Raw genomic sequence first — 21902 nt, forward strand, 5'->3', positions numbered from 1 at the left:
ATGGTAATTTAAGAATTGTGTAGGAGGCTTGTTTTTAGATATTGCCGTACTGCATATTTGATTTATGTGATTACTTAAAGTTTAAAATGAAGATAGTTGGATTATTAAATAAATCTGGGATGTGAGTTGGAGCTTTTAAATGTGCGGAATTATCGGGATCATTGGAAATAGGTGTGTTGCATCCTCTTTAGTTGATGGTTTGAGACGTCTTGAATACAGAGGATATGATTCATCTGGTATCGCAACCGTGCATCATGGGCGTCTTTATCGTATACGCGCTGAAGGTAAGCTTATTCATTTAGAAAAAAAGTTAAAACAAACACCTTTAGAGGGGAGTTTAGGGATTGGTCATACGCGTTGGGCTACTCACGGAGTTGCTGTGGAGCGTAATGCTCATCCACATGTAACTGAACGACTTGCGATTGTTCATAATGGTATTATTGAAAATTTTGTAGAGTTGCAAAAAGAACTTATTGATGATGGTTATACCTTTGAAACAGAAACTGATACAGAGGTTATTGCGCATTTAATTACGCGTGCATTAAAAAGTGGTCTTTCTCCGCAGGAAGCAGTCAGCACAAGTTGGAAAAGGTTACGGGGTGCTTTTGCTATTGCTCTTCTTTTTGAAGGTGAAGACAATCTTATGATTGCAGCTTGCTCTGGTCCACCATTAGCAATTGGCTACGGAAAAGGTGAGTTTTTTGTCGGATCAGATGCAATCGCTTTGGCACCATTTGTGGATCGTATCAGCTATATGGAAAATGGTGATTTAGCTGTTCTTACACGGCAAGGTGTCACAATTTACAATGCGGATAATCAACTGGTAAAACGCCCTATCGTCACATTGCTTGAAGGGAATTTATTGGTTTCTAAGGGAAGTCATCGTCATTTTATGCACAAGGAAATGTTTGAGCAATCTGAAGTTATCTCTCATAATTTGGCGCATTACCTTGATTTTGGCAGTTATACAGTTCGCACATTTGAAAATTTTATTGATTGGAAAAAAATTAACCGAATACTCTTTGCTAGCTGTGGAACTGCCTATTATTCAACTTTAGTTGCACGCTATTGGTTTGAGAATTTTGCTTCTTTAAGTGTTGATAATGATGTAGCTTCAGAATTTCGTTATCGTAAACTTCCTATAACTTCCGATGTATTGCCAGTGTTTGTTTCTCAATCTGGTGAAACAGCTGATACATTGGCATCTTTACGTTATTGTTGCGACCATGGTGTAAAAACAGCAACGATTGTAAATGTTGAACAATCAACAATGGCAAGGGAAGCTGATTTTGTTTTACCAACATTGGCTGGTCCAGAAATTGGTGTTGCTTCAACAAAAGCTTTTACCTGTCAACTGGCAACGCTTGCTGCAATGGCACTTGGAGCTGCTAAGCAACGTGGACATCTTTCAAAGCAGGCAGAACATCAGTTTGTTCAGCAATTGGCAGAAGTCCCAAGAATTTTAAGTGAGGTTTTAAAACTAGATGACAAAATTGAACGGATTTGTCGTAGTTTAGTAAATGTAAAAGGTGTCCTTTATTTGGGGCGTGGTACTTCTTATCCAATTGCTCTAGAGGGGGCGCTAAAACTGAAGGAACTTTCTTATATTCATGCTGAAGGTTATGCAGCGGGTGAGTTAAAACATGGACCAATTGCGTTGGTGGATGAGACAATGCCGGTTATTGTTGTGGCACCTTATGATAGGTGGTTTGAAAAGACTTTTTCTAACATGCAAGAAGTAGCAGCGCGCAATGGTCGTATTATTTTGATAACTGATAAAAAAGGAGCAGAAGCAGCTTGTCTTGATAATTCATCGATTATTATTTTACCAGATTCTCCAGAATTTATTGCTCCCATTATTTATGCTTTGCCTATTCAGCTAATTGCTTATCATACGGCTGTCTTATTGGGAACGGATGTTGATCAACCTCGTAATTTGGCAAAATCAGTTACAGTTGAGTAAAAATAATTTTGTGTTTTTATGTCTGTGGGATGAAAAAATAATTATTAACTATAATAATAAAATCATTAACTTGATTAAATAGTTATTATCTTAGTAGTAAATTCAGTTATGTCATAAAAAGATATGCCAGATTTTTGTATCGCCTCATACCTAAGTGATTACTATCAAAGATAAATGTTTTAAAAGCGGATACAGTCATGGAGGAGGAAAATTATCAGCCATGGATAAAGGTTTATGCAGTGCTTTTTATAATGTTTATATCGTATTTAATTTTTTAAAGACACGGTGAATCCATTATCTATTTTTTTTATATTGGGGTGTACAGTGTTTTTGATGTTCAAATGGCAAAGTATATCGTTAATATTCGAGGGCAGTTAAGGAGATCAATATGTGTGAGGGAAAGCTGCTCGTTTCTACCTTTTAAGCCTATGGAGATTAATTGCGCACAGTTAAGGGGGGAGCTATGAGATTTGGGATCTCTGAAGCTATCGGAAAGCGTAATATGATAAAATGGGTTAAAAAAATAAAAGGTTTAGAAGATATGCAGATTATCAGATGTTTACTGATTTTTAAGTTTTAGAAACAGAGTGCTGCAAGACGTTGTAAAAAAAGCTTTAAAATTAGCAATAAAGCGTAAATTTTTTATCACGATGAGTATATGTCAGATATGTGGAAAATTTTGTTGATTATGGTAATTTTTTCCTTTATAAACAGCAACCTGTTACAATTCATCGGTATCGATAATTATGGCGCTAACTGATACAGTAAAATGTTATCTGTGAATACGTCAAGATCTTAAAAATTGTTTAAAATTCAAGTGAGTGATTTATAATCGCAGAGGGTGTCTTGCTGTGTTTATTTTGGGAGTAAGTGATTGCTGTTGAGTGAGTTCTGTCTGTTGGTGTTATAAAGAAATGGGTGATTAAAATGAGGTTATGTCGATGGTGATTGTATAGTAAATTTACACGCTTCACTTTATGTTGGATGTGCAAGTGGCAGAATTATAATTGCCTATATATAAATAGGCTTTCGGATATGGCTTTATGCAGTGACTATCTAAATTTTCATTATTTAGTTTGGTTATTAATTTAAAATTTTTAAAGATCCAAGTAGCTAAAACAGAGGAGAGGGTAATGTTTGTGATAGTTTTAGTTTATCTGCTTCAATTATTTGTGTCTGATATTGTTTCAGGTATTGGAAGTATATAAAAGGAGCTTTTTAAGCAGGATGTTGTTGCTAAACAACGTATTTTATTTGTATTTATGTTATAAATAGCTACTTTAATTTCAGAAAATAGCAAACTAGAATATAATGAATATATATTGTCAATGATTAGTATCAGTACAAGCTGACTTTAATTGGTGATGCGGGATCATGATCTAGGAAAGCAAATATCGATAGCTCGACAAGATGAAGTAAAAATGGTGTGGTAAATTAGTATAAATGAAAGCTCTTATGTTTCATGGATGTTTCCAAGTTTAAATTTTTTCCAAATTTCATTAAATGTTACAGCTGCGTTTATTGCTTTAGTAATAACTAGAAAAGAGAGGATTCTTTATAAAAATTTTCTTTCTATATTTTTTCTAATGAATTTGAGCCTATGAGCAGCATAGTTATAAAGATAGCTTTTTCTCAGCTCCACCAATGGCAATTGAGACAGATATTATAGAGATGTGTCGCTTTTTTGAGAATAAGTATATCTCTTTAAGGAGCGCATATAGCTAAGTTAATTTAGCTGGTGTTACAGAAAAATTGATACCTTCAATGATAGATATTCCAAAATTTATGCGTGTATCAATGTTAATATTTTTTCCAATCTTTGCTGTTTAGCTAATGACTTTTAAATTTGGAATTTTGAGGAGATATGAGAAAATTATAGTCACTAGTAATGATATATGTATTAATTGTGATGAAATGAATTTTCAGCTTATTTTAAAGTTAATTAAAATATATACCTATAATTATTTTATTTTTATTTATGTTATAAACCTATCAGAGTAATGTTGTTGTAATATTTATTTTGGATAGGTTAGATGAGTGATATATGATAATATCATTTCTATAATTTCATGATAAATTTTTACATGTATTATTAGTTATGTATAATAAGGATATTATTAATTTTTTATCTCATACATTATATGAATTTAAATTGTGATAGTAAACATATTTTAATATGAAGGATCTAGTGGTTTTATGTGATGAATGATCCCATTATTAAAGTTATTGTTATAACTGAGAATAATGTAGTCCATGTAATTATAGATGCCATAACTTCATGATCTCCCCCCATTTGTCGAGAAAGGATATATGCATTACCTGCACAAGGCACTGAAGAATATAAAACTGCAATGTCAGCAGCAACTCCGGAAGTTTTTGTTGCTTTAAGAATTACAATTGTAATTATTGGCATAATGAGTAATTTTAAAACAGTAGCCCATAAAATAGAAATTATTTTATGAAATTGTGCAGATATAACCAATCCTGCTCCCACTGACATAAGGCTTAGTGGTGTAGCAGCACCTGATAGGTAGGATAATAACTGTTTTATTGATTCAGTAATATGAATATTAAGTATATTCATTATGATTCCAGTTATTGCTCCTATTATTAATGGATTTTTAGTTAATGCTGTTAATGCTCCTTTTATGCTTTTCTTATTTCCTCTTCCATAATGATTCATTACCAAAACACTCATTATGTTTGTTATAATGATCATATACGCTACAAATAAACCAGATAAGGCTACTCCCTTATTTCCAAATAGAGATTGAGATAAAGCAATAAACACATATGAGTTATAGCGAACTCCACCTTGAAATATTGAAGTGAATAAATCGGGTGATTTACCTATGAAACCTTTCATTAAAAAAATTATTGCGGATATTAATAATGTTGAGATTATAGTTGAAATTATTGGATAGATATTATTATCACCGCTAAAATTAGCTCCACTGATATCAAGTATGAGTAATGCTGGAAAAAAAAGATAATACACAAATTTGTCTGATGTTGACCAAAAGATAGATATGTCTTTTATGTAAAGTTTAGAGAGGTAACCTATTACTATTAATAAAAAAATTGGTAGTATGGCAAAAAAGGTGTTAATCATAAATAAATCTCTTTTATATAGAAAAAATGCGGTTTTTAACTCTTTTAAGATTTCTGTGTTTCCATAGGCTTTCTGAGATAAATGCTCATTGAATCTGCCGTAAAGGCGTGTTTTTTTTATCAAATGTTGGTTGAAATTTATCTCTTGAATGCAACGAGAATCTATTATCTATCTAAGCTAGATCTCCAAGACTAATATCTATAGCGATAGAATTTTTTTGAATTAATTTGTAAAAATTTTTTAGCGCATTTTCTGCTCTCGTTGATGATGACTTTATCATTCTAGGATAAAAAATAGCACTAATATCTGGATATTCATGATCTTTAGATATTATAGAGACTAAAGGAGTTTCTTCATATTCTGGACTGTTTGAAATTCTCCATCTATAGGGAAGTTTTATTTTATAAAGTTTGTTAGATAATGTGTTAATATCTTCTTTAGAAAGTTCCTTGATAGATATTCTGGCATTTGATATTCTAGTTAGTGGGCTTTTAGGGTCTTTTCTAATTCCAGATAACAATAATCCCGTAGGAGATACATTTATTTTTGAAAAATGTTTAAGTGCAGCATTTTCAATATAGAAATCGAGCTCTACATCAAAACCTATTCCTGTGTATTCTCTTTTTGATTCTAACTTAGGTATTAAGTTATTAACTATCTCCTTGCCCTCAAACTGTATGGAGTATGGTTCTCCTATTAAAGATGCTATTCCGGTCAAAAAAATTTCACTTATATTCCCTGATTTTGCAGACGGTGTATAAATATCAGGATCAGGAGAAAAAAATACTTTTTTGTCTGTTGGTGAATTTTTTATTATAATGTAAGGCCTAGGTCTTATTGATACTTTTTGTTTATTTAATTCCAACATTATTCTTTTTGGTAAATGGTTTATCATTGCTATTTTTAAGCTATGTATGTATTCATCACTGCCTTCTGGATCGTACTCGATTTTATTTAATGTTTTGAATAATATTTGTTTTTCTTCATTGGTAAAATAGAAGATATTTTGACAAACCACAATTTAATTCACAATATATTTATTAATTGAATATGATTTATGATGTTTATATTTTATTATTTTTGTTAATACTTTAATAAGTTTACTATAAAATAAATTATTATTTACTGTTATTACTATAAAAGTAGAAAAATATTAAATTTGTTTAATATATGTATAAAGTATTATTTAAATATAATAATTTTATTTTATTAATATTTATTTTTTGAAGTTTTTATATGTTATTATGTTTATTTTTATACTTTGTTTATTTAGTTAATTATTTATTATATTGATTGATTTATTAATAACAAATACCAATTAATTGTGTAATTTAGCAAAATTAATTATTGTTAAGTAAAAATGACTTTGTGTTTTGAGGTATATGAAGAATAATTGAGAGCGCAAACTGTAAAAAACGTTTATAACAGATATATAAGGCTATCATTTTTTATCAGGAGTGCTGTTTGATTGTTATCCTGCACGTAATAGCCGAATGGCGTCTTCACGTCTGAAAAGATCAAGAAGCAAGCGCAAAGCTTGCCCTTGTTCTGAGGAAAAGTTGGCATCACGTTGCAAAAATAAACGTGCATCTCTCCTTGCTATTGATAAAAGATCATTGTGTATTGCAAGGTTTGCTATATGAAACTCAGGCATGCCAGATTGTCGGGTTCCTAAAAGTTCTCCTTCTCCTCGTAAACGCCAGTCTTCTTCCGCAATTTTAAAACCATCTTCTGTATTGCGTATAATATTAAGACGTTTTTCAGCCATTTTTGTTAATGGATCTTTATAAAGCAAAACACAAGAAGATTTTTTTTCTCCTCGCCCGACACGTCCTCGCAATTGATGCAGTTGCGATAGACCAAAATGTTCTGCATGTTCAATGATGATAATTGAAGCATCAGGGATGTCTACTCCTACTTCAATAACTGTGGTAGCAACTAAAATACATATATCTCCGCATTTAAAAGATGCCATAGCCGCTTCTTTTTCATCTGTAGACATTTTTCCATGTATCATACCAACTCGCTCTCCAAAGTGTTCACGCAGAAGTGCAAAACGGCTTTCAATTGAAGTAAGTTCAAGATTTGTAGATTCTTCCACTAAAGGACAAATCCAATAGAGTTTTTCTCCTTTTTTCAAGGCAACTGTAATACGTTCTATAAGTTCATTAAGACGTTTCAAAGGAAGTGTTGCGGTTGTAATTGGTTGTCGTCCAATTGGTTTTTCCGTAATTTGAGAGACATCCATATCACCAAAAGCTGTCAAGACCAGTGTGCGTGGAATAGGGGTAGCTGTCATCACTAACATGTCAGGTTTATGACCTTTAGCTGTGAGGGCAAGGCGCTGATGCACACCAAAACGGTGTTGCTCATCAATAATGGTTAAGGCAAGATTATTATAGACAACGCTATTTTGTATGAGAGCATGGGTTCCAATGATAATAGAGGCTTGGCCTGATAAGATTTCCCTCAGAATATTTGTACGCAGTTTCCCTTTTTCTCTTCCAGTTAAGAGAGTTGTTTGTAATCCGATTTTTTCAGCAAGAGGGGCGATTGTAGCAAAATGTTGTCGAGCAAGAACCTCCGTTGGAGCCATTAAAGCTGATTGTCCTAAATTTTCAGCAACTTGTGCTATTGCCATTAATGCAACTGCAGTTTTTCCTGCTCCTACATCACCTTGGAGAAGTCGTAACATGGGTTTTTGTGAAGCAAGATCGTTAGCAATATCTTGTATTGCTTTTGTTTGTCCATTTGTAAATTGAAAGGGTAAAACTTGCAGCAATTTTTTAGTATAAGTTTTTGTTGTTGGGCGAGCAATTCCTGTAAGAGATTTTGTTTTTAAACGCATCAAACCGAGAGCTAATTGACAAGCCAGCAATTCATCATAAGCAAGACGTCTGCGCGCTGCACTTTCTAAGGTGAGATCATCAGGATCTATCGGAGCATGGATGCGATGGAGTGCAACAGAAAAAGAAGGAAAATTTTGCTGCTTTTTGACGCTTTCCTCTATCCATTCAGGTAAAAGAGGAATATGCTCAAGAGCGTTTTTTATTGCACGCCGTAGTGTTTTTGCTGATAGTCCAGAAGTGGATGGGTAGACGGGTTCGATCAGTGGCATCTGATTTGATTGCTCACTTGGTGCCATGTGGTCAGGGTGTACCATTGAAAGTTGTCCGTTAAATCGCTCAACTTTACCTGATACAATGATTTTTTTTCCTTCTGGAAGTTGTTTTTTAAGCCAAAAAGGTTGGGCATGAAAAAATACTAAGTTTATCTTCCCTGTTTGATCATAAGCGATAACACGATAAGGTAATTTTTTACGTTCAGTTGGTGGTGGTTGGTGTTGATCAATGACAACTTCAAGAGTGATGGTAATTCCTTCTTGTGCAAGAGCAATGCTGGGACGCATTCTGCGATCTATAACAGAATAAGGCATGAATTGAAGAAGATCAATAAGGGTTGGTTCGCGTTGTGCGAGATTAATGTTTAGCACTTTAGCAAGTAAAACACATATTTTTTGACTCATTCCTGGGAGGGTATGAATAGAAGAAAAAAGAGGACTAATAAGATTTGAATACATAAAAGTTTAGCCTAGCTCTTTTTATTTTTTTGAATTTACTGGTTATAATTATAGGTATTTTCTTGATGGAAGTCTAATATAGAATATAAACAAAAGTGTAATGTTTTTTAAATATGCAGGAGAGACTGGATTGATAAATTGAGTACGATGAATTTAAATGCTCTCTGTTACGAAATAGATAAGAGCTGCAATTAGCATTTATTTTTTAGTGGAAAGTTGAGAGTGTCAGAAGATAAAGATAAAATACAAGGTGACAAAAATTCTCTTCCCCGCTTTATTCATTTGCGGGTACATTCAGCTTATTCATTACTTGAAGGGGCTTTAAAAATCCCACAAATTATTCAACATGCAATTTCTGATCATATGCCAGCAGTTGCTATTACAGATACAAATAATTTATTTGGTGCTTTGGAATTTTCGCAGCATTGTTTTTCTCACGGTATCCAGCCTATTATAGGTTGTCAGCTTACAATTGATTTTGGCAATAAAGATGATAATTCACGTTTAGCAAAATGGCGCTATCCTACTGATTTTGGCTCTATTGTTTTGTTTGCTGCTGGCGAAATTGGTTACGCTCATCTGGTTCATCTTGTTAGTCGTGCTTATCTTGATAAAAGTGATACTGATCCTCCTCATATCAAAGCTGATTGGTTGTCGTCACACAGTGAAGGAATAATTGCTTTGACTGGTGGTAGGGGAGGTTCAATTAATTTTCTTTTGGCAGAAGATAAAAAAGAACGCGCTGTTGAGCGCTTAATTGGTTTAAAAAAAATTTTCGATGATCGTCTTTATGTAGAATTACAACGGCATGGCTCTTATGACCGAAAAGTAGAAGCTGCGCTTATAGAGTTGGCTTATACACACGAAATTCCTCTTGTTGCGACGAATGAGGCTTTTTTTCTGAATAAGGAAGGGTATGAGGCACATGATGCGCTCATGGCGGTTGCAGAAGGACAAATTGTTTCTAATCCAGATCGCAAACGTGTAACACCAGATCATTATTTGAAATCACAAGATGAAATGGTTGAATTGTTTTCTGATCTTCCAGAAGCTTTGGAAAATAGTGTTGAAATTGCATTGCGTTGTCATACTGCTGCACCAATTCGAAAACCAATTTTGCCTCGTTTTATAGAGCAATCTGTGGATTCAAATTTAACTCTAGAAGCAGAAGATAGTGAATTGTTAAATCAGGCTAAAGCTGGTTTAAAAATGCGGATTGAAACAATTGGATTGGCTGAAGGATATACAATCGCAGATTATGAGCAACGGCTTGATTATGAAATTTCAGTTATTACGCGAATGCAATTTTCTGGTTACTTTCTTATCGTTTCAGATTTTATAAAATGGGCAAAAATCCATGATATTCCTGTCGGTCCAGGGCGAGGATCTGGTGCGGGCTCACTGGTTGCTTATGCATTGACTATTACTGATGTTGATCCATTACGTTTTTCTCTCCTCTTTGAACGTTTTCTTAATCCAGATCGTGTTTCTATGCCAGACTTTGATGTCGATTTTTGTCAAGAGAGACGTGAAGAAGTTATTTGTTACGTTCAAGAAAAGTATGGACGCGATCAAGTAGCTCAAATTATTACATTTGGTAAATTACAGGCACGTGCAGTGTTGCGTGATGTTGGGCGTGTTTTAGAAGTGCCGTATCGTCAAGTGGATTATCTTGCAAAATTAATTCCTGCTGCGCCTGGTGTTCAGGTTAAATTGGCAGATGCTATTAAGGATGAACCTAAGTTTGAGGAAGAAAAGAAAAAAGATCCCATCATCGGACGCACATTAGATATAGCACTTCAGCTGGAAGGGCTTTATCGTCACGCATCAACCCATGCTGCAGGAATTGTTATTGGTGATCGCCCGCTTTTAGAGCTTGTTCCGATGTATCGTGATCCTCGTTCCGATATGCCTGTTACACAATTTAACATGAAATATGTTGAACAGGCTGGGTTGGTAAAATTTGATTTTCTTGGATTGAAAACACTTACAGTTTTAAAAATGGCTGTGGACTTTGTTTTTAAGCAAAAGGACATTAAAATAGATTTGTCACATATTTCTTTGAGTGATGAGGCAACTTACGCCATGATGGCACGTGGTGAAACAGTGGGCGTGTTTCAAGTTGAAAGTTCTGGTATGCGTAAAGCGCTGATTGGGATGAAACCAGACCGTATTGAAGACATTATTGCGCTTGTTGCACTTTATCGTCCTGGTCCTATGGAGAATATTCCGACTTATAATGCACGCAAACACGGGGAAGAAGAAATTGCTTCTATTCATCCTAAAATAGATCATCTTGTTAAAGAGACACAAGGCGTTATTGTGTATCAAGAGCAGGTGATGCAGATCGCTCAGGTGCTTGCTGGTTATTCGCTTGGAGAAGCGGATTTATTGCGTCGAGCTATGGGAAAGAAGATCCATGATGAAATGCAAAAACAGCGTGCACGCTTTGTGAATGGAGCCGTTGCTGGTGGTGTTGATAAGAATCAAGCTGACGTTATTTTTGATCTTTTAGCAAAATTTGCAGATTACGGTTTTAATAAATCACATGCTGCTGCTTATGCAATTGTCTCTTATCAAACAGCTTATATGAAAGCACATTATCCAGTTGAGTTTTTAGCTGCTTCGATGACGCATGATATGACGAATACGGATAAATTAAATGATTTTCGACGTGAGGCATTAAGGTTGGGTATTGAAGTTATTGCACCTTGCGTGCAAACGTCACATCGTTTTTTTAAAGTTGGTGAAAATTGTATTTATTATTCTCTTGCAGCCATTAAAGGTGTCGGGGAATTGGTTGCTCAGCACATTGCAGAGTGCCGTGGAGATAAAAAATTTAAGGATCTAGAAGATTTTTGTGAGCGTACTGATCCTCGTATTGTTAATAAACGTGCGATGGAAAGTTTGATTTGTGCTGGTGCATTTGATTGTTTTAATATTGCACGTGAGGTTTTATTGGAAAGTCTTGGAACTCTTCAGGCACGTGCACTTCGTACGCTCGATAGTAACTCTAGTGGACAGATTGATATATTTGGGATGCAAGGTGGGCTAAAAGAGCCTTTGATCTTATCGAAGCCATCATCTCCTTGGTTATTGGCTGAGAAGCTTTATCGAGAATTTCAAGTGATAGGTTTTTACTTTTCTGCTCATCCTTTGGATGAGTATCAGGCTATTCTTGCTAAAAAACGTGTTCAGACTTGGGTTAATTTTGCTCATGCGGTCAAAGCAGGAAAAACTGATGCTCGGCTTGCTGGAACTGTTGTAGCAAAGCAAGTTCGCAAAACAAAATCTGGTAAAAAAATGGGAATTATTCAGTTCTCTGATACGAGCGGACAGTACGAGACAGTTGTGTTTTCCGAGGGGCTTGCAGTTTATGAGGATATGCTAGAGCTGGGAGAATCTTTTATCATTACAGTGAATGCAGAAAATTTCGCTGAAGGGGTTCGTTTGCAACTTGAGACGGTTCAATCTTTGAAAAAGGAGGCATCACGGTATTATAAAAATAAAATGATGCGCCTCTTTATAAATACAACCGATATACTTTCACAAATTGAGCAAAATTTAAGTTCTAATGGACATGGAAAGGTTGCGCTTGTCCTCATTCAAGAGGATAAATTTCGAGAAATCGAAATTATGCTTCCAAAACGGTACAAGGTAAATCTACGTGTAGCTGACGCTATGAAGTTAATTCATGGTGTTGTTGACGTGGAACTGATTTAAATAGTTATGAGATTATTGTTTATTTTAAGTGGGATTTTTGTTTTTAAATTGGGTTATAAATTTTAAAAGATTTTACCTTTATTTAAAACTAGTTATGATAAGTTTTTCATGTAATAAATTAAATAAATTTAGCTTATTTTACTCATGCGTATCCAAAATACATTTAGGTTTTAAGTTTTATAAATTTTTGCCATACATCCTGTCATCTCATTTTTTTATCGAGTTCATAGCATCATACATATAGAGCCAATTAAGACTAGACATAATACTTTCTGGTGTACGAATTTTCATTATGAAATTACGTGCAATTGCTATGGGGCCCGTTGCATGATAGATTCTTCTGTTAAAATCTCCACGTTTTTTTACCGCTGCAATACGGGGGCTTCGTGTCTTTTCGTAAAGTGAAAGAGACTCAATGAGTGAAAGGTCTTTAATAGAAAGCGATTCCGCTAATGTCGCAGCATCTTCTATTGCCATAGCGGCGCCTTGTGCTGCAAAGGGAAGAGCTGCGTGTGCACAATCACCAACAAATACTTGTCGCTCTAATCCTAAAAAACGATTATGCTTCATTTGAAAGAGCGGCCAATAGCTCCATTCATCAATATGGTCAAAAATTTGCAAAATTTTGCAATTCCAATCTTTAAAAAGAAATTTAAGTTTTTCTTTTTCTCCTTTCTGATTCCACTCTTTTTTTGAATTTTTTCCGTGAGTAATGGCTACAAAATTAAAAATTTTTTTTGATGATTGAATAGGATAAACAACAAGATGGTTTTTGGGGCCTATCCATGCAGTAATTGTCTTCACATTTTGTAATAAGGACTGGAAACTTTTAGGCAAATTTTCAAATTCTGTTGTTGCACGCCAAGCAATAAAACCACTAAAATCTGCCTTTTCATAAAAAGGAGCCAATTGCCGTAGTTTCGACCACACTCCGTCGCATCCGATAAGGAGGGGTGTTGAATAAAACTGGTGTTGTTGTGTTTTAGATGGTGCATTTGTTTTTATTGTTTTTACGTTAATGCTGCTGGCTGCGGTTTGGGTAGACGATACAACAGTTTCCCCTCCTATGTATTTGATAAGAGAATTTTCAATAACACTGTTGTATAAAACTTTTTGTAAGTTAGCGCGATGAATTGTAACATAAGGAGCTTTCCAGTTTTTTTTTGATAAACTGATCAGATCAGTGTGCAGATGCGTTTTTAAAGATATCCCATCTCTTATTTCAAGAAAGTGTGGTGTTGTTCCCACTTCGATGAGTTCGTTAAGAACTCTCCAACGAGCAAGAATACATGTTGCATTAGGGGTGAGCTGAATACCAGCCCCCACAAGATCGAATTGTTGACATTTTTCGATAACAGTGCTTGCAATACCTTTATGAGCAAGTGCCAAAGCAGAGCTTAAGCCAGCAATACCTGCTCCTATAATTATTGGTGATTGATCCATTGGTTATTTCATATTGAAAAAACAGAGAATGCATTATGGCAAATTTTCGGGATGATATAGGCAGCCTGTTGGCTTGGTTTGATTGTACATTAATGAGGGATTATAGCGATAAAGTGTTGAGCAATAAGGGCAAATTTTTTCATCGGCAGATCCCATGTCAATAAAAATATGAGGATGGTCAAATGGTTGTGTGGCACCTACACACATAAACTCTTTTACACCAATTTCGATTGTTTTATATCCCAAGTCATTTTGAAAATAGGAAATTTTATGATCAGCCATGGTGTACAAACTCCAGATAAATTGTCGGATAAGGCATGATTTATATTTTTACATTCATTAGTTTGTAATAAAGCTTATTATAATGCAAGGTGCTTTTTATAACAATTTGCGAATGGGAGTAATATTCTGACTTTTAAAGTCTCCAATATAAATCATATGGGGAAAACTGGGCTTTAATATATGGTTACGGTAAGAGATCGTAAAGCGTTATGTGGGATATTTATCCATAAGAATTGCTGAAAGTATGAAGGAAGATTGGCTAAAATTATGGAACAGAGGGTGGCAAGTCAGATTCCTATGCGAGATATAACTATGGAAAATTCAGCACGGTTTATTAATCGAGAATTTTCATGGCTACAATTTAATAATCGCGTGTTGATGCAAGCTGCTAATCTAAAATATCCTTTGTTAGAACGGGTACGATTTCTTTCAATTTCAGCAACTAATCTTGATGAATTTTTTATGGTTCGTGTTGCTGGGCTTGTTTCTCAGATTCGCGCTGGCATTGTAGAGTGTAGTGCAGATGGGCGCACACCGCAGGAGCAATTGGATTTTGTTCTCTCTGAGATTGCGCACTTGCAGAATAATCAACAGCAAAGATTACGTATATTATGGCGTGAATTAAAACAGAATAATATTGAAATCATAGACCATCATGAGCTCTCTGAAGTTGAAAAATTATGGCTTGAAGAGTATTTTCTTAATACAATCTCTCCCATTTTAAAACCCTTGTCTCTTGAAAATTCTCACTCTTTTCCATTTATTCCTAACTTAAGCCTTGCGGTTGCAGTTCATTTATTACGGCGTGATGATCAATATCCTATGGTAATGTTGTTGCGTGTTCCAGCTACTTTGAAGCGTTTTATTCTTCTTCCTCAAAAAGGCAATAGTTTTCGTTTTATTGCACTTGAAGATATTATGAATCTTTTTATCCATTACTTGTTTCCTACTTATGATATCAATGGATTTGGAATATTTAGAGTTATTCGTGATAGCGATATTGAGATAGAAGAAGAGGCTGAAGATCTTGTTCGCTTTTTTGAAACTGCTCTTAAAAGGCGTCGTCGTGGACAGGTTATTCGAATTGAATTTGATACGAAAATGCCTGAAAAATTACGTCAATTTATAACAAATAGACTCGCTGTTCCTGATAATTATATAAGTGTTTTAAATGGATTATTGGCGCTTAATATGGTGTCAGAGATCGTTTCTATTCCACGCAATGATTTAAAATTTGTCCCTTATAATCCTCGTTTTCCTGAGTGTATTCGTAAGCATAATGGTGATTGTTTTGCGGCTATTCGTAAAAAAGATATTGTGATTCATCATCCTTATGAATCATTTGATGTTGTCGTACAGTTTTTACATCAGGCTGCTTGCGATCCTGATGTTGTTGAAATTAAACAAACTCTTTATCGCACATCAAATGATAGTCCGATTGTTAGCGCTTTGATTAATGCTGCAGAACAAGGAAAATCGGTGACCGCTTTAGTAGAACTTAAAGCGCGTTTTGATGAAGAGGCTAATATTCGTTGGGCACGCGACCTTGAACGTGCAGGTGTTCAAGTCTTTTTTGGTTTTATTGCATTAAAAACACATGCCAAGATGTCACTTGTTGTGAGGCGTGAGGGGAGACGTTATCGTTCTTATGTTCATCTTGGGACTGGTAATTATCACCCCGTTAATGCCAAAGTCTATACTGATCTTTCTTTTTTTACAACTGATGATGATATTGGCCATGATGTTGCATTACTTTTCAATTATATTGCTAAATATGAGCGTCCGAATGAATTAATGAAGATTGCATTTTCGCCTTTAACGTTGCGGAACCGTATTCTTGAGCATATTGAAGGAGAAATTGCTAATGCGCAACAAGGACAATTTGCCGCTATTTGGATGAAAGTGAACTCATTGGTTGATCCTGAAATTATTGATGCTTTATATCGTGCTAGTCAAGTGGGTGTGCAGATTGATCTAATTGTGCGTGGTATATGTTGTTTGCGTCCTGGTATTCCAGGGATTTCAGAGAATATTCGCGCAAAATCAATCGTAGGGCGATTTCTTGAGCATAGTCGCGTTTTTTGTTTTGGGAATGGTGAAGATTTACCAAGTGAGAATGCGCTTGTTTATTTGGGATCTGCTGATATGATGCCTCGTAACCTTGATCATCGCATTGAGATATTGGTTCCAATTTTTAATAAGACAGTTCGTCAGCAGATTCTTTTACAAATTATGTTGGCTAATATTATTGATAATCAACAAAGCTTTGATATACTAAATAATGGAACGTCGAAACATATAACACCGCAAAGAGATGAAAGTCTGTTTAATGCGCAGGAGTACTTTATGACTAACGCAGGTCTTTCGGGGTGGGAAAAAAACTTTGAGTCTTCTGCTTCGCATTTGGTTGCGTTGCATAGGCAGTGTGCCGAAATGCGTAAAGACTGAAATCCAATGACATATATAAATGCTCAAGGTCGGCTAAAAGGGCGTAAACCTGTCGCTGTTGTTGATGTGGGGTCAAATTCGGTTCGGCTTGTTGTTTATGAAGGTCTTGTTCGTTCACCAACAGTTTTATTTAATGAAAAAATTCTCTGTGGCCTTGGTCAAGGTGTTGCAAAAACTGGATTTTTAGAAGAAAAATCGATCGAAATGGCATTGCGAACACTGAAACGGTTTCGTGCGCTTTGTCGACAATTAGGAGCAGATGAGGTTTATACTTTAGCCACAGCTGCAGTGCGGGAGGCGAAAAACGGATTATCGTTTATTCGACGTGCTGAAAATATTTTGCAAAATAAAATATATCTTCTGTCAGGAGCTGAAGAGGCGGTTTATTCAGCGTATGGGGTCATTTCTACCTTTTACCAACCAAAGGGCATTTCTGGTGATCTTGGTGGTGGAAGTCTTGAACTTATTGATATTTATGATTCTGATGTAGGTGAGGGGATAACTCTGCCATTAGGTGGTTTATGGCTACAGTATATGTCAAATGATGATATTGCTGTGGCAGAAAAAATTGTACATGAGCAGCTTTGTCAATCACCCATTGTGCGTAAAGGTATGGCACGTTATTTTTATGCAGTAGGAGGAACTTGGCGGAATTTGGCAAAACTCCATATGGTCACAAAACATTACCAGCTGCCTGTTATGCATGGCTACGAAGTTGATGCAGTTGAGATGGAGAATTTTTTACGTCTTGTAGCGGGTGGTAGTATTGATAATATGAAGGGGATTTCGGCTATTTCAAAAAACCGCCGTCAGCTTTTGTCTTATGGAGCAATCATTCTTATTAAACTTATTCAATGTATGGGTTTTGAAAAAATAATCTTTTCTGGTGCTGGGGTACGTGAAGGTTTTCTTTATTCACGATTGTCGCAAGAAGTTCGTAGATCAGATTCTTTAATTGCGGCATGTATGGAAATGGCTACTCTGCGGGCGCGTTCACCAAAGCAAGCGGAAGAACTTATTGATTTTACTACCAATGCGTTTGAAGCTTTTGGAATTTCGGAGACTGAAAGTGAATGTCGTTACCGTAAAGCTGCTTGTCTTCTTGCTGATATTGGTTGGCGTATACATCCAGATTATCGAGGTAGTGAAGCGGCTAATCAGATAGCATTAGGATCTTATCCAGGAATTTCTCATGAAGGACGTGTTTATGCTGCACTGGCTGTTTTTTTTCGTAATACAGGTTTGCAGGCTGACGAAGAAGCACCAGAAATTTTCCAATTGGCAACAAGAAACATAATTGAGAAAGCACGCATTCTTGGTGGGATTATGCGTATTGCTAATCTTTTTAGCGCTTCTATTGCAGGAGTCTTACCTAACTTTTTTTGGCATAAAAGATCAGATCATGTTATACTGCATGTTCCAGTGCGCTATGCTGATTTAATAGGAGAACGTCCCTGCGAGCGATTAAAGCAATTGTCACAAATAATAAACTTACCTCTTACTTTTGAAATTTGCTAATTTTTTGTTTCTAAGTTATAGGGATTGTATTATATTCATATTATTATATATTTTAATACATTATTATATAAATAGAAAAATTTATATTTTTAAATTAAAATTTTGTTTTTATCTATATTTATTAAATATGTAATTATACTTAATTAATACTTTGATTATTTTTCTTAAATACGCCTTGATTACATATTAAATTTCAAAATTATAACTGATATTTCTCAATACATTTTGTACTGGTTATAAAATGCTACTCTTAAGTTGATACAGTAAAATGAGCAACATAAGAATATCCAAGGATTTTTTAAAATTCTTTTACGTTTTTTTTAACAAATTTAACTCACTTTTTAGGTAAAATTGAAAAAAAATTGCTTTTTTAAGTGCCACTCATTTTTATATTAAATAAAAGAATGGTTCTATTTAAAATATTTTCATCATGTTAATTTCAGAGTAAAAGAATTAAAATGTTCTTTGTAAATTAAAGCTGTTTGGTGTTTATTTTTCCATTTTTAAAGTATAGTCCTATCTGACCCTTTAGCATTTTTTCCGCTTTTTGACCAAATATTTCATAGCGCCAACCATTCATAGCAGGGATATTTTGTTTTACACTACCATTTGCGATTTTTTCTAAATCGTTGGAAGTTGCAATAATTTTTGGTGCAATGCCGTTTTCATTTGCAACGAGTTTTAATAATACTTTAAGAAGATCTATTACAACAGTTGTTGTATCATTCATGGGATTATATTTGGGAAGGGTTGGTAAAGTTGTAATATCGATCTCTAAGCCTTCATGAACAGCTTTGAGTAATGTTTGCGCAATTGATCGTTTATCCCAGTTTTTATTAAGACTGCGCAAAGATTTTAATGCGAATTCATCTTTCGGTTGTTGGGTCGCGATTTCAATAAGGCATTCATCTTTCATGATATGGCGACGTGGAATATTATATCTTCGTGCTTCACGTTCACGCCAAGCTGCTATTTTTTGTAAAACGGCAAGCTCACGAGGTTTTTTAACTTTTCCTTTTACTTTTTTCCATGCTTCCTCTTCTGGCACATCATAAGTTGTGGGTGTCGATAATATTCTTATTTCATCATCCATCCAGTGTGTGCGGTTATTTTTTTCTAATTGGCTTTTCAATAAAAGATAAACATCTCTTAGATAGGTTACATCGGCAAGTGCATAGAGCAGTTGTTTTTCAGAAAGGGGGCGGCAGCTCCAGTCTGTAAAACGGGATGATTTATCAAGACGATTTCCTGTACAGCGGTGTACAATTTGATCATAAGAGATAGAATCACCGAATCCGCAAATTGATCCTGCTATCTGCGTGTCGAAAAGAGGAGAGGGAATGATGCCTCCAAGGTGATAAATAATTTCTATATCTTGACGTGCAGCATGAAAAACTTTGACAACTTTTTTATCAACCATTAGATCAAAAAATAATTGTAAATCAATATCGTGTGACATTGGATCAATTAACATTGTAATATCTGGTGATGCCAGCTGGATTAAACACAGTTGAGGCCAAAAAGTTGTTTCTCGGATAAATTCGGTATCTACTGTTACAAAATCAGAATTACGTAAAGTGGCAATAGCAATTTCAAGGTCTTTTGTTTGTGTAATAAGTTTCATCATTCTATTTCTATTATAATTAGAGAAATTAAATTTGTCTTTTTATGGTATTTTTTTTATCTTTGTTATCATATCTTGACAAATAGCTGCGAAAAACGTTTGTAGCGCATGTGGAATGTTATAATCAAAGGAAAAAAATATGCACCGTTATCGCAGTCATAATTGCGCGGCTCTTCGTAAATGTGATGTAGGAACACAAGTTCGTCTTTCAGGGTGGGTTCATCGTGTTCGCGATCATGGCGGAATCCTTTTTATAGATTTACGTGATCATTTTGGGATCACGCAAATCGTTGCTGATCCAACTTCACCAGCTTTTAAAGTTATTGAGAAAGTGCGTTCTGAGTGGGTCATCCGTGTGGATGGGGAAGTGTGTGCACGTTCTGATGAGGTTATTAATACAGCTCTTCCGACAGGAGAAATTGAAATTTTTTTGAAAGAAGTGGAAATTCTTTCAAAATCTGATGAGCTGCCTCTCCCTGTTTTTGGCGAACCTGATTATCCAGAGGATATTCGGTTGAAATATCGTTTTCTTGATTTGCGTCGGGAAACTATGCACAAAAATATAATGCGTCGCACTGAAATTGTTGCTGCCATGAGACGGTATATGCAAGATAATGGTTTTACAGAATTTACTACACCAATTTTGACAGCGTCATCACCAGAAGGTGCACGTGATTTTTTGATTCCAAGCCGGATTCATCAGGGAAAATTTTACGCATTACCGCAAGCGCCTCAGCAGTATAAACAATTGTTAATGATGTCGGGTTTTGATCGTTATTTTCAAATTGCTCCATGCTTTAGAGATGAAGATCCACGAGCAGATCGTCTTCCAGGTGAATTTTATCAATTAGATGTTGAAATGAGTTTTGTTGAACAAGAAGATATTTTTGTAACAATGGAACCCATTATGCGTTCTATTTTTGAAGAGTTTGCAAATGGGAAACCTGTAACACAAAGCTTTCCTCGTATTTCTTATGATGAAGCAATGCGAAAATATGGCTCTGATAAACCTGATTTGCGTAATCCTATTGTAATGGAAGATGTCTCTCAGCATTTTTATGATTCTGGTTTTAAAGTTTTTGCTCAGATTTTGGCTAATGATAAGAGTGCACAAGTATGGGCTATTCCAGCTAAAACGGGTGGAAGTCGTGCTTTTTGTGATCGTATGAATGTATGGGCGCAAAGTGAAGGACAAGCAGGGCTTGGTTATATTTTTTGGCGTGAAGAAGAGGGAAAGTTTGAAGGAGCAGGTCCTATTGCAAAAAATATTGGTGGACAAAGGACTGAAGCTATCCGTGTGCAACTTGGTCTTGAAAGTGGTGATGCTTGTTTTTTTGTTGCAGGAGATCCGAAGAAATTTTTATCTTTTGCAGGGGCAGCACGTACAAGGATAGGAGAAGAATTAGATCTTGTTGATCGGGAATGTTTTTCTTTAGCTTGGATTGTCGATTTTCCATTTTTTGAATGGAATGAGGATGAGAAAAAACTTGATTTTGCGCATAATCCCTTTTCTATGCCACAGGGAGGGAACGATGCTCTTGATTGTCAAGATCCTCTTACTCTTAAAGCTTTTCAATATGATCTTGTTTGCAATGGCTATGAGATTGCATCAGGTGGAATTCGTAATCATTCTCCAGAAATGATGCTTAAGGTTTTTAATCTTGTTGGTCTTTCTAAGGAAGTGGTAGAAGATCGTTTTGGAAGTCTTTATCGTGCATTTCATTATGGAGCTCCTCCGCATGGTGGTATGGCAGCTGGTGTTGATCGTATTATTATGCTTTTGCAAGGTGTAAAAAATTTGCGTGAGGTTGCCTTATTCCCTATGAATCAGCAAGCGCTTGATCTTTTGATGAATGCTCCATCTGATGTTTCTGTTACACAATTGCATGATTTAGGGATCCGGATTGCTTCTGCTTTCAAAAACGGTTAAATAAAGTTTGTTGTAGGGTGTTGAAGTCATCTTTATGCACGTCAGAAAATTTTAATGCCCTTTTAAATTATCTCAATAATATATGCTGTTTTATAATTAGCTTCCAATATACGGTTTATTTTTGCTTTTTAGCGTTGTGGGAACAATTGCATATCTCAGTGTTTATAAGAATAATGCACTGTTGTTAAATATTATGTTATTATGAAAAACTTTAATTTTATGAGCTTTAATTACTTCATAAAATTTATCATAAAAAATTGTATGTAATTTTATTTATAT

At 35.1% G+C, this 21902-nt stretch carries 11 protein-coding genes; 5 read left to right on the top strand and 6 right to left on the bottom strand.

The features are described from left to right. Window positions 1-139 precede the first annotated feature (139 nt). On the top strand, window positions 140-1963 hold the full coding sequence (gene glmS / locus V5N67_RS06240) for a glutamine--fructose-6-phosphate transaminase (isomerizing) (RefSeq protein ID WP_332061033.1): 1824 nt from the start codon (window positions 140-142) through the stop codon (window positions 1961-1963). A gap of 2194 nt (window positions 1964-4157) precedes the next feature. Here the strand turns inward: glmS and V5N67_RS06245 are convergent. From V5N67_RS06245 to recG, 3 genes are all read right to left on the bottom strand, one after another. After that, window positions 4158-5075, bottom strand: a complete 918-nt coding sequence (locus V5N67_RS06245) for an AEC family transporter (RefSeq protein ID WP_332061034.1) — start codon at window positions 5073-5075, stop codon at window positions 4158-4160. 172 nt (window positions 5076-5247) lie between these two features. Continuing rightward, window positions 5248-6093 carry a taurine catabolism dioxygenase TauD gene (locus V5N67_RS06250; protein WP_332061035.1) on the bottom strand — a complete coding sequence of 282 codons (846 nt, stop codon included), beginning with the start codon at window positions 6091-6093 and terminating at the stop codon, window positions 5248-5250. 453 nt (window positions 6094-6546) lie between these two features. Continuing rightward, entirely contained in the window at window positions 6547-8655 is a 2109-nt protein-coding gene (gene recG, locus V5N67_RS06255; protein WP_332061036.1) for an ATP-dependent DNA helicase RecG, read from the bottom strand. A gap of 222 nt (window positions 8656-8877) precedes the next feature. On the opposite strand from recG, the gene dnaE reads away from it, so the two are divergent. Continuing rightward, window positions 8878-12378: a DNA polymerase III subunit alpha gene (gene dnaE / locus V5N67_RS06260; protein WP_332061037.1), complete on the top strand. Its 3501-nt coding sequence runs from the start codon at window positions 8878-8880 to the stop codon at window positions 12376-12378. A 207-nt stretch (window positions 12379-12585) separates the two neighbouring features. On the opposite strand, the gene V5N67_RS06265 is transcribed toward dnaE, so the two are convergent. Together V5N67_RS06265 and V5N67_RS06270 are read right to left on the bottom strand one after the other, a co-directional pair. After that, window positions 12586-13821 carry an FAD-binding protein gene (locus V5N67_RS06265; protein WP_332061038.1) on the bottom strand — a complete coding sequence of 412 codons (1236 nt, stop codon included), beginning with the start codon at window positions 13819-13821 and terminating at the stop codon, window positions 12586-12588. A 33-nt stretch (window positions 13822-13854) separates the two neighbouring features. Next, window positions 13855-14103 carry a zinc-finger domain-containing protein gene (locus tag V5N67_RS06270; RefSeq protein WP_332061039.1) on the bottom strand — a complete coding sequence of 83 codons (249 nt, stop codon included), beginning with the start codon at window positions 14101-14103 and terminating at the stop codon, window positions 13855-13857. 267 nt (window positions 14104-14370) lie between these two features. Between V5N67_RS06270 and V5N67_RS06275 the strand changes: the two genes are divergently transcribed. Beyond that, window positions 14371-16551: an RNA degradosome polyphosphate kinase gene (locus tag V5N67_RS06275; RefSeq protein WP_332061040.1), complete on the top strand. Its 2181-nt coding sequence runs from the start codon at window positions 14371-14373 to the stop codon at window positions 16549-16551. Between the two features lie 6 nt (window positions 16552-16557). Then, window positions 16558-18069 carry a Ppx/GppA family phosphatase gene (locus V5N67_RS06280; RefSeq protein ID WP_332061041.1) on the top strand — a complete coding sequence of 504 codons (1512 nt, stop codon included), beginning with the start codon at window positions 16558-16560 and terminating at the stop codon, window positions 18067-18069. A gap of 472 nt (window positions 18070-18541) precedes the next feature. Here V5N67_RS06280 and rnd read toward each other — a convergent pair whose 3' ends face one another. Next, on the bottom strand, window positions 18542-19696 hold the full coding sequence (gene rnd, locus V5N67_RS06285; protein ID WP_332061042.1) for a ribonuclease D: 1155 nt from the start codon (window positions 19694-19696) through the stop codon (window positions 18542-18544). A gap of 136 nt (window positions 19697-19832) precedes the next feature. Between rnd and aspS the strand changes: the two genes are divergently transcribed. Further along, the gene (gene aspS / locus V5N67_RS06290) at window positions 19833-21623 is read left to right on the top strand and encodes an aspartate--tRNA ligase (protein WP_332061043.1); all 1791 of its coding nucleotides are present in this window, start codon (window positions 19833-19835) and stop codon (window positions 21621-21623) included. Window positions 21624-21902: the final 279 nt, after the last annotated feature.

The sequence above is a fragment of the Bartonella rhinolophi genome (genome assembly GCF_036576165.1).
In the GTDB taxonomy this organism is placed as follows: domain Bacteria; phylum Pseudomonadota; class Alphaproteobacteria; order Rhizobiales; family Rhizobiaceae; genus Bartonella.

Excerpts from the sequence above, each read along its gene's own strand:
- glmS (WP_332061033.1), top strand. The coding sequence starts at position 140 with ATGTGCGGAATTATCGGGATCATTGGAAATAGGTGTGTTGCATCCTCT.
- V5N67_RS06265 (WP_332061038.1), bottom strand. The coding sequence starts at position 13,821 with ATGGATCAATCACCAATAATTATAGGAGCAGGTATTGCTGGCTTAAGC.
- rnd (WP_332061042.1), bottom strand. The coding sequence starts at position 19,696 with ATGATGAAACTTATTACACAAACAAAAGACCTTGAAATTGCTATTGCC.
- V5N67_RS06280 (WP_332061041.1), top strand. The coding sequence starts at position 16,558 with ATGACATATATAAATGCTCAAGGTCGGCTAAAAGGGCGTAAACCTGTC.
- V5N67_RS06270 (WP_332061039.1), bottom strand. The coding sequence starts at position 14,103 with ATGGCTGATCATAAAATTTCCTATTTTCAAAATGACTTGGGATATAAA.
- V5N67_RS06275 (WP_332061040.1), top strand. The coding sequence starts at position 14,371 with ATGGAACAGAGGGTGGCAAGTCAGATTCCTATGCGAGATATAACTATG.
- recG (WP_332061036.1), bottom strand. The coding sequence starts at position 8,655 with ATGTATTCAAATCTTATTAGTCCTCTTTTTTCTTCTATTCATACCCTC.
- V5N67_RS06245 (WP_332061034.1), bottom strand. The coding sequence starts at position 5,075 with ATGATTAACACCTTTTTTGCCATACTACCAATTTTTTTATTAATAGTA.
- aspS (WP_332061043.1), top strand. The coding sequence starts at position 19,833 with ATGCACCGTTATCGCAGTCATAATTGCGCGGCTCTTCGTAAATGTGAT.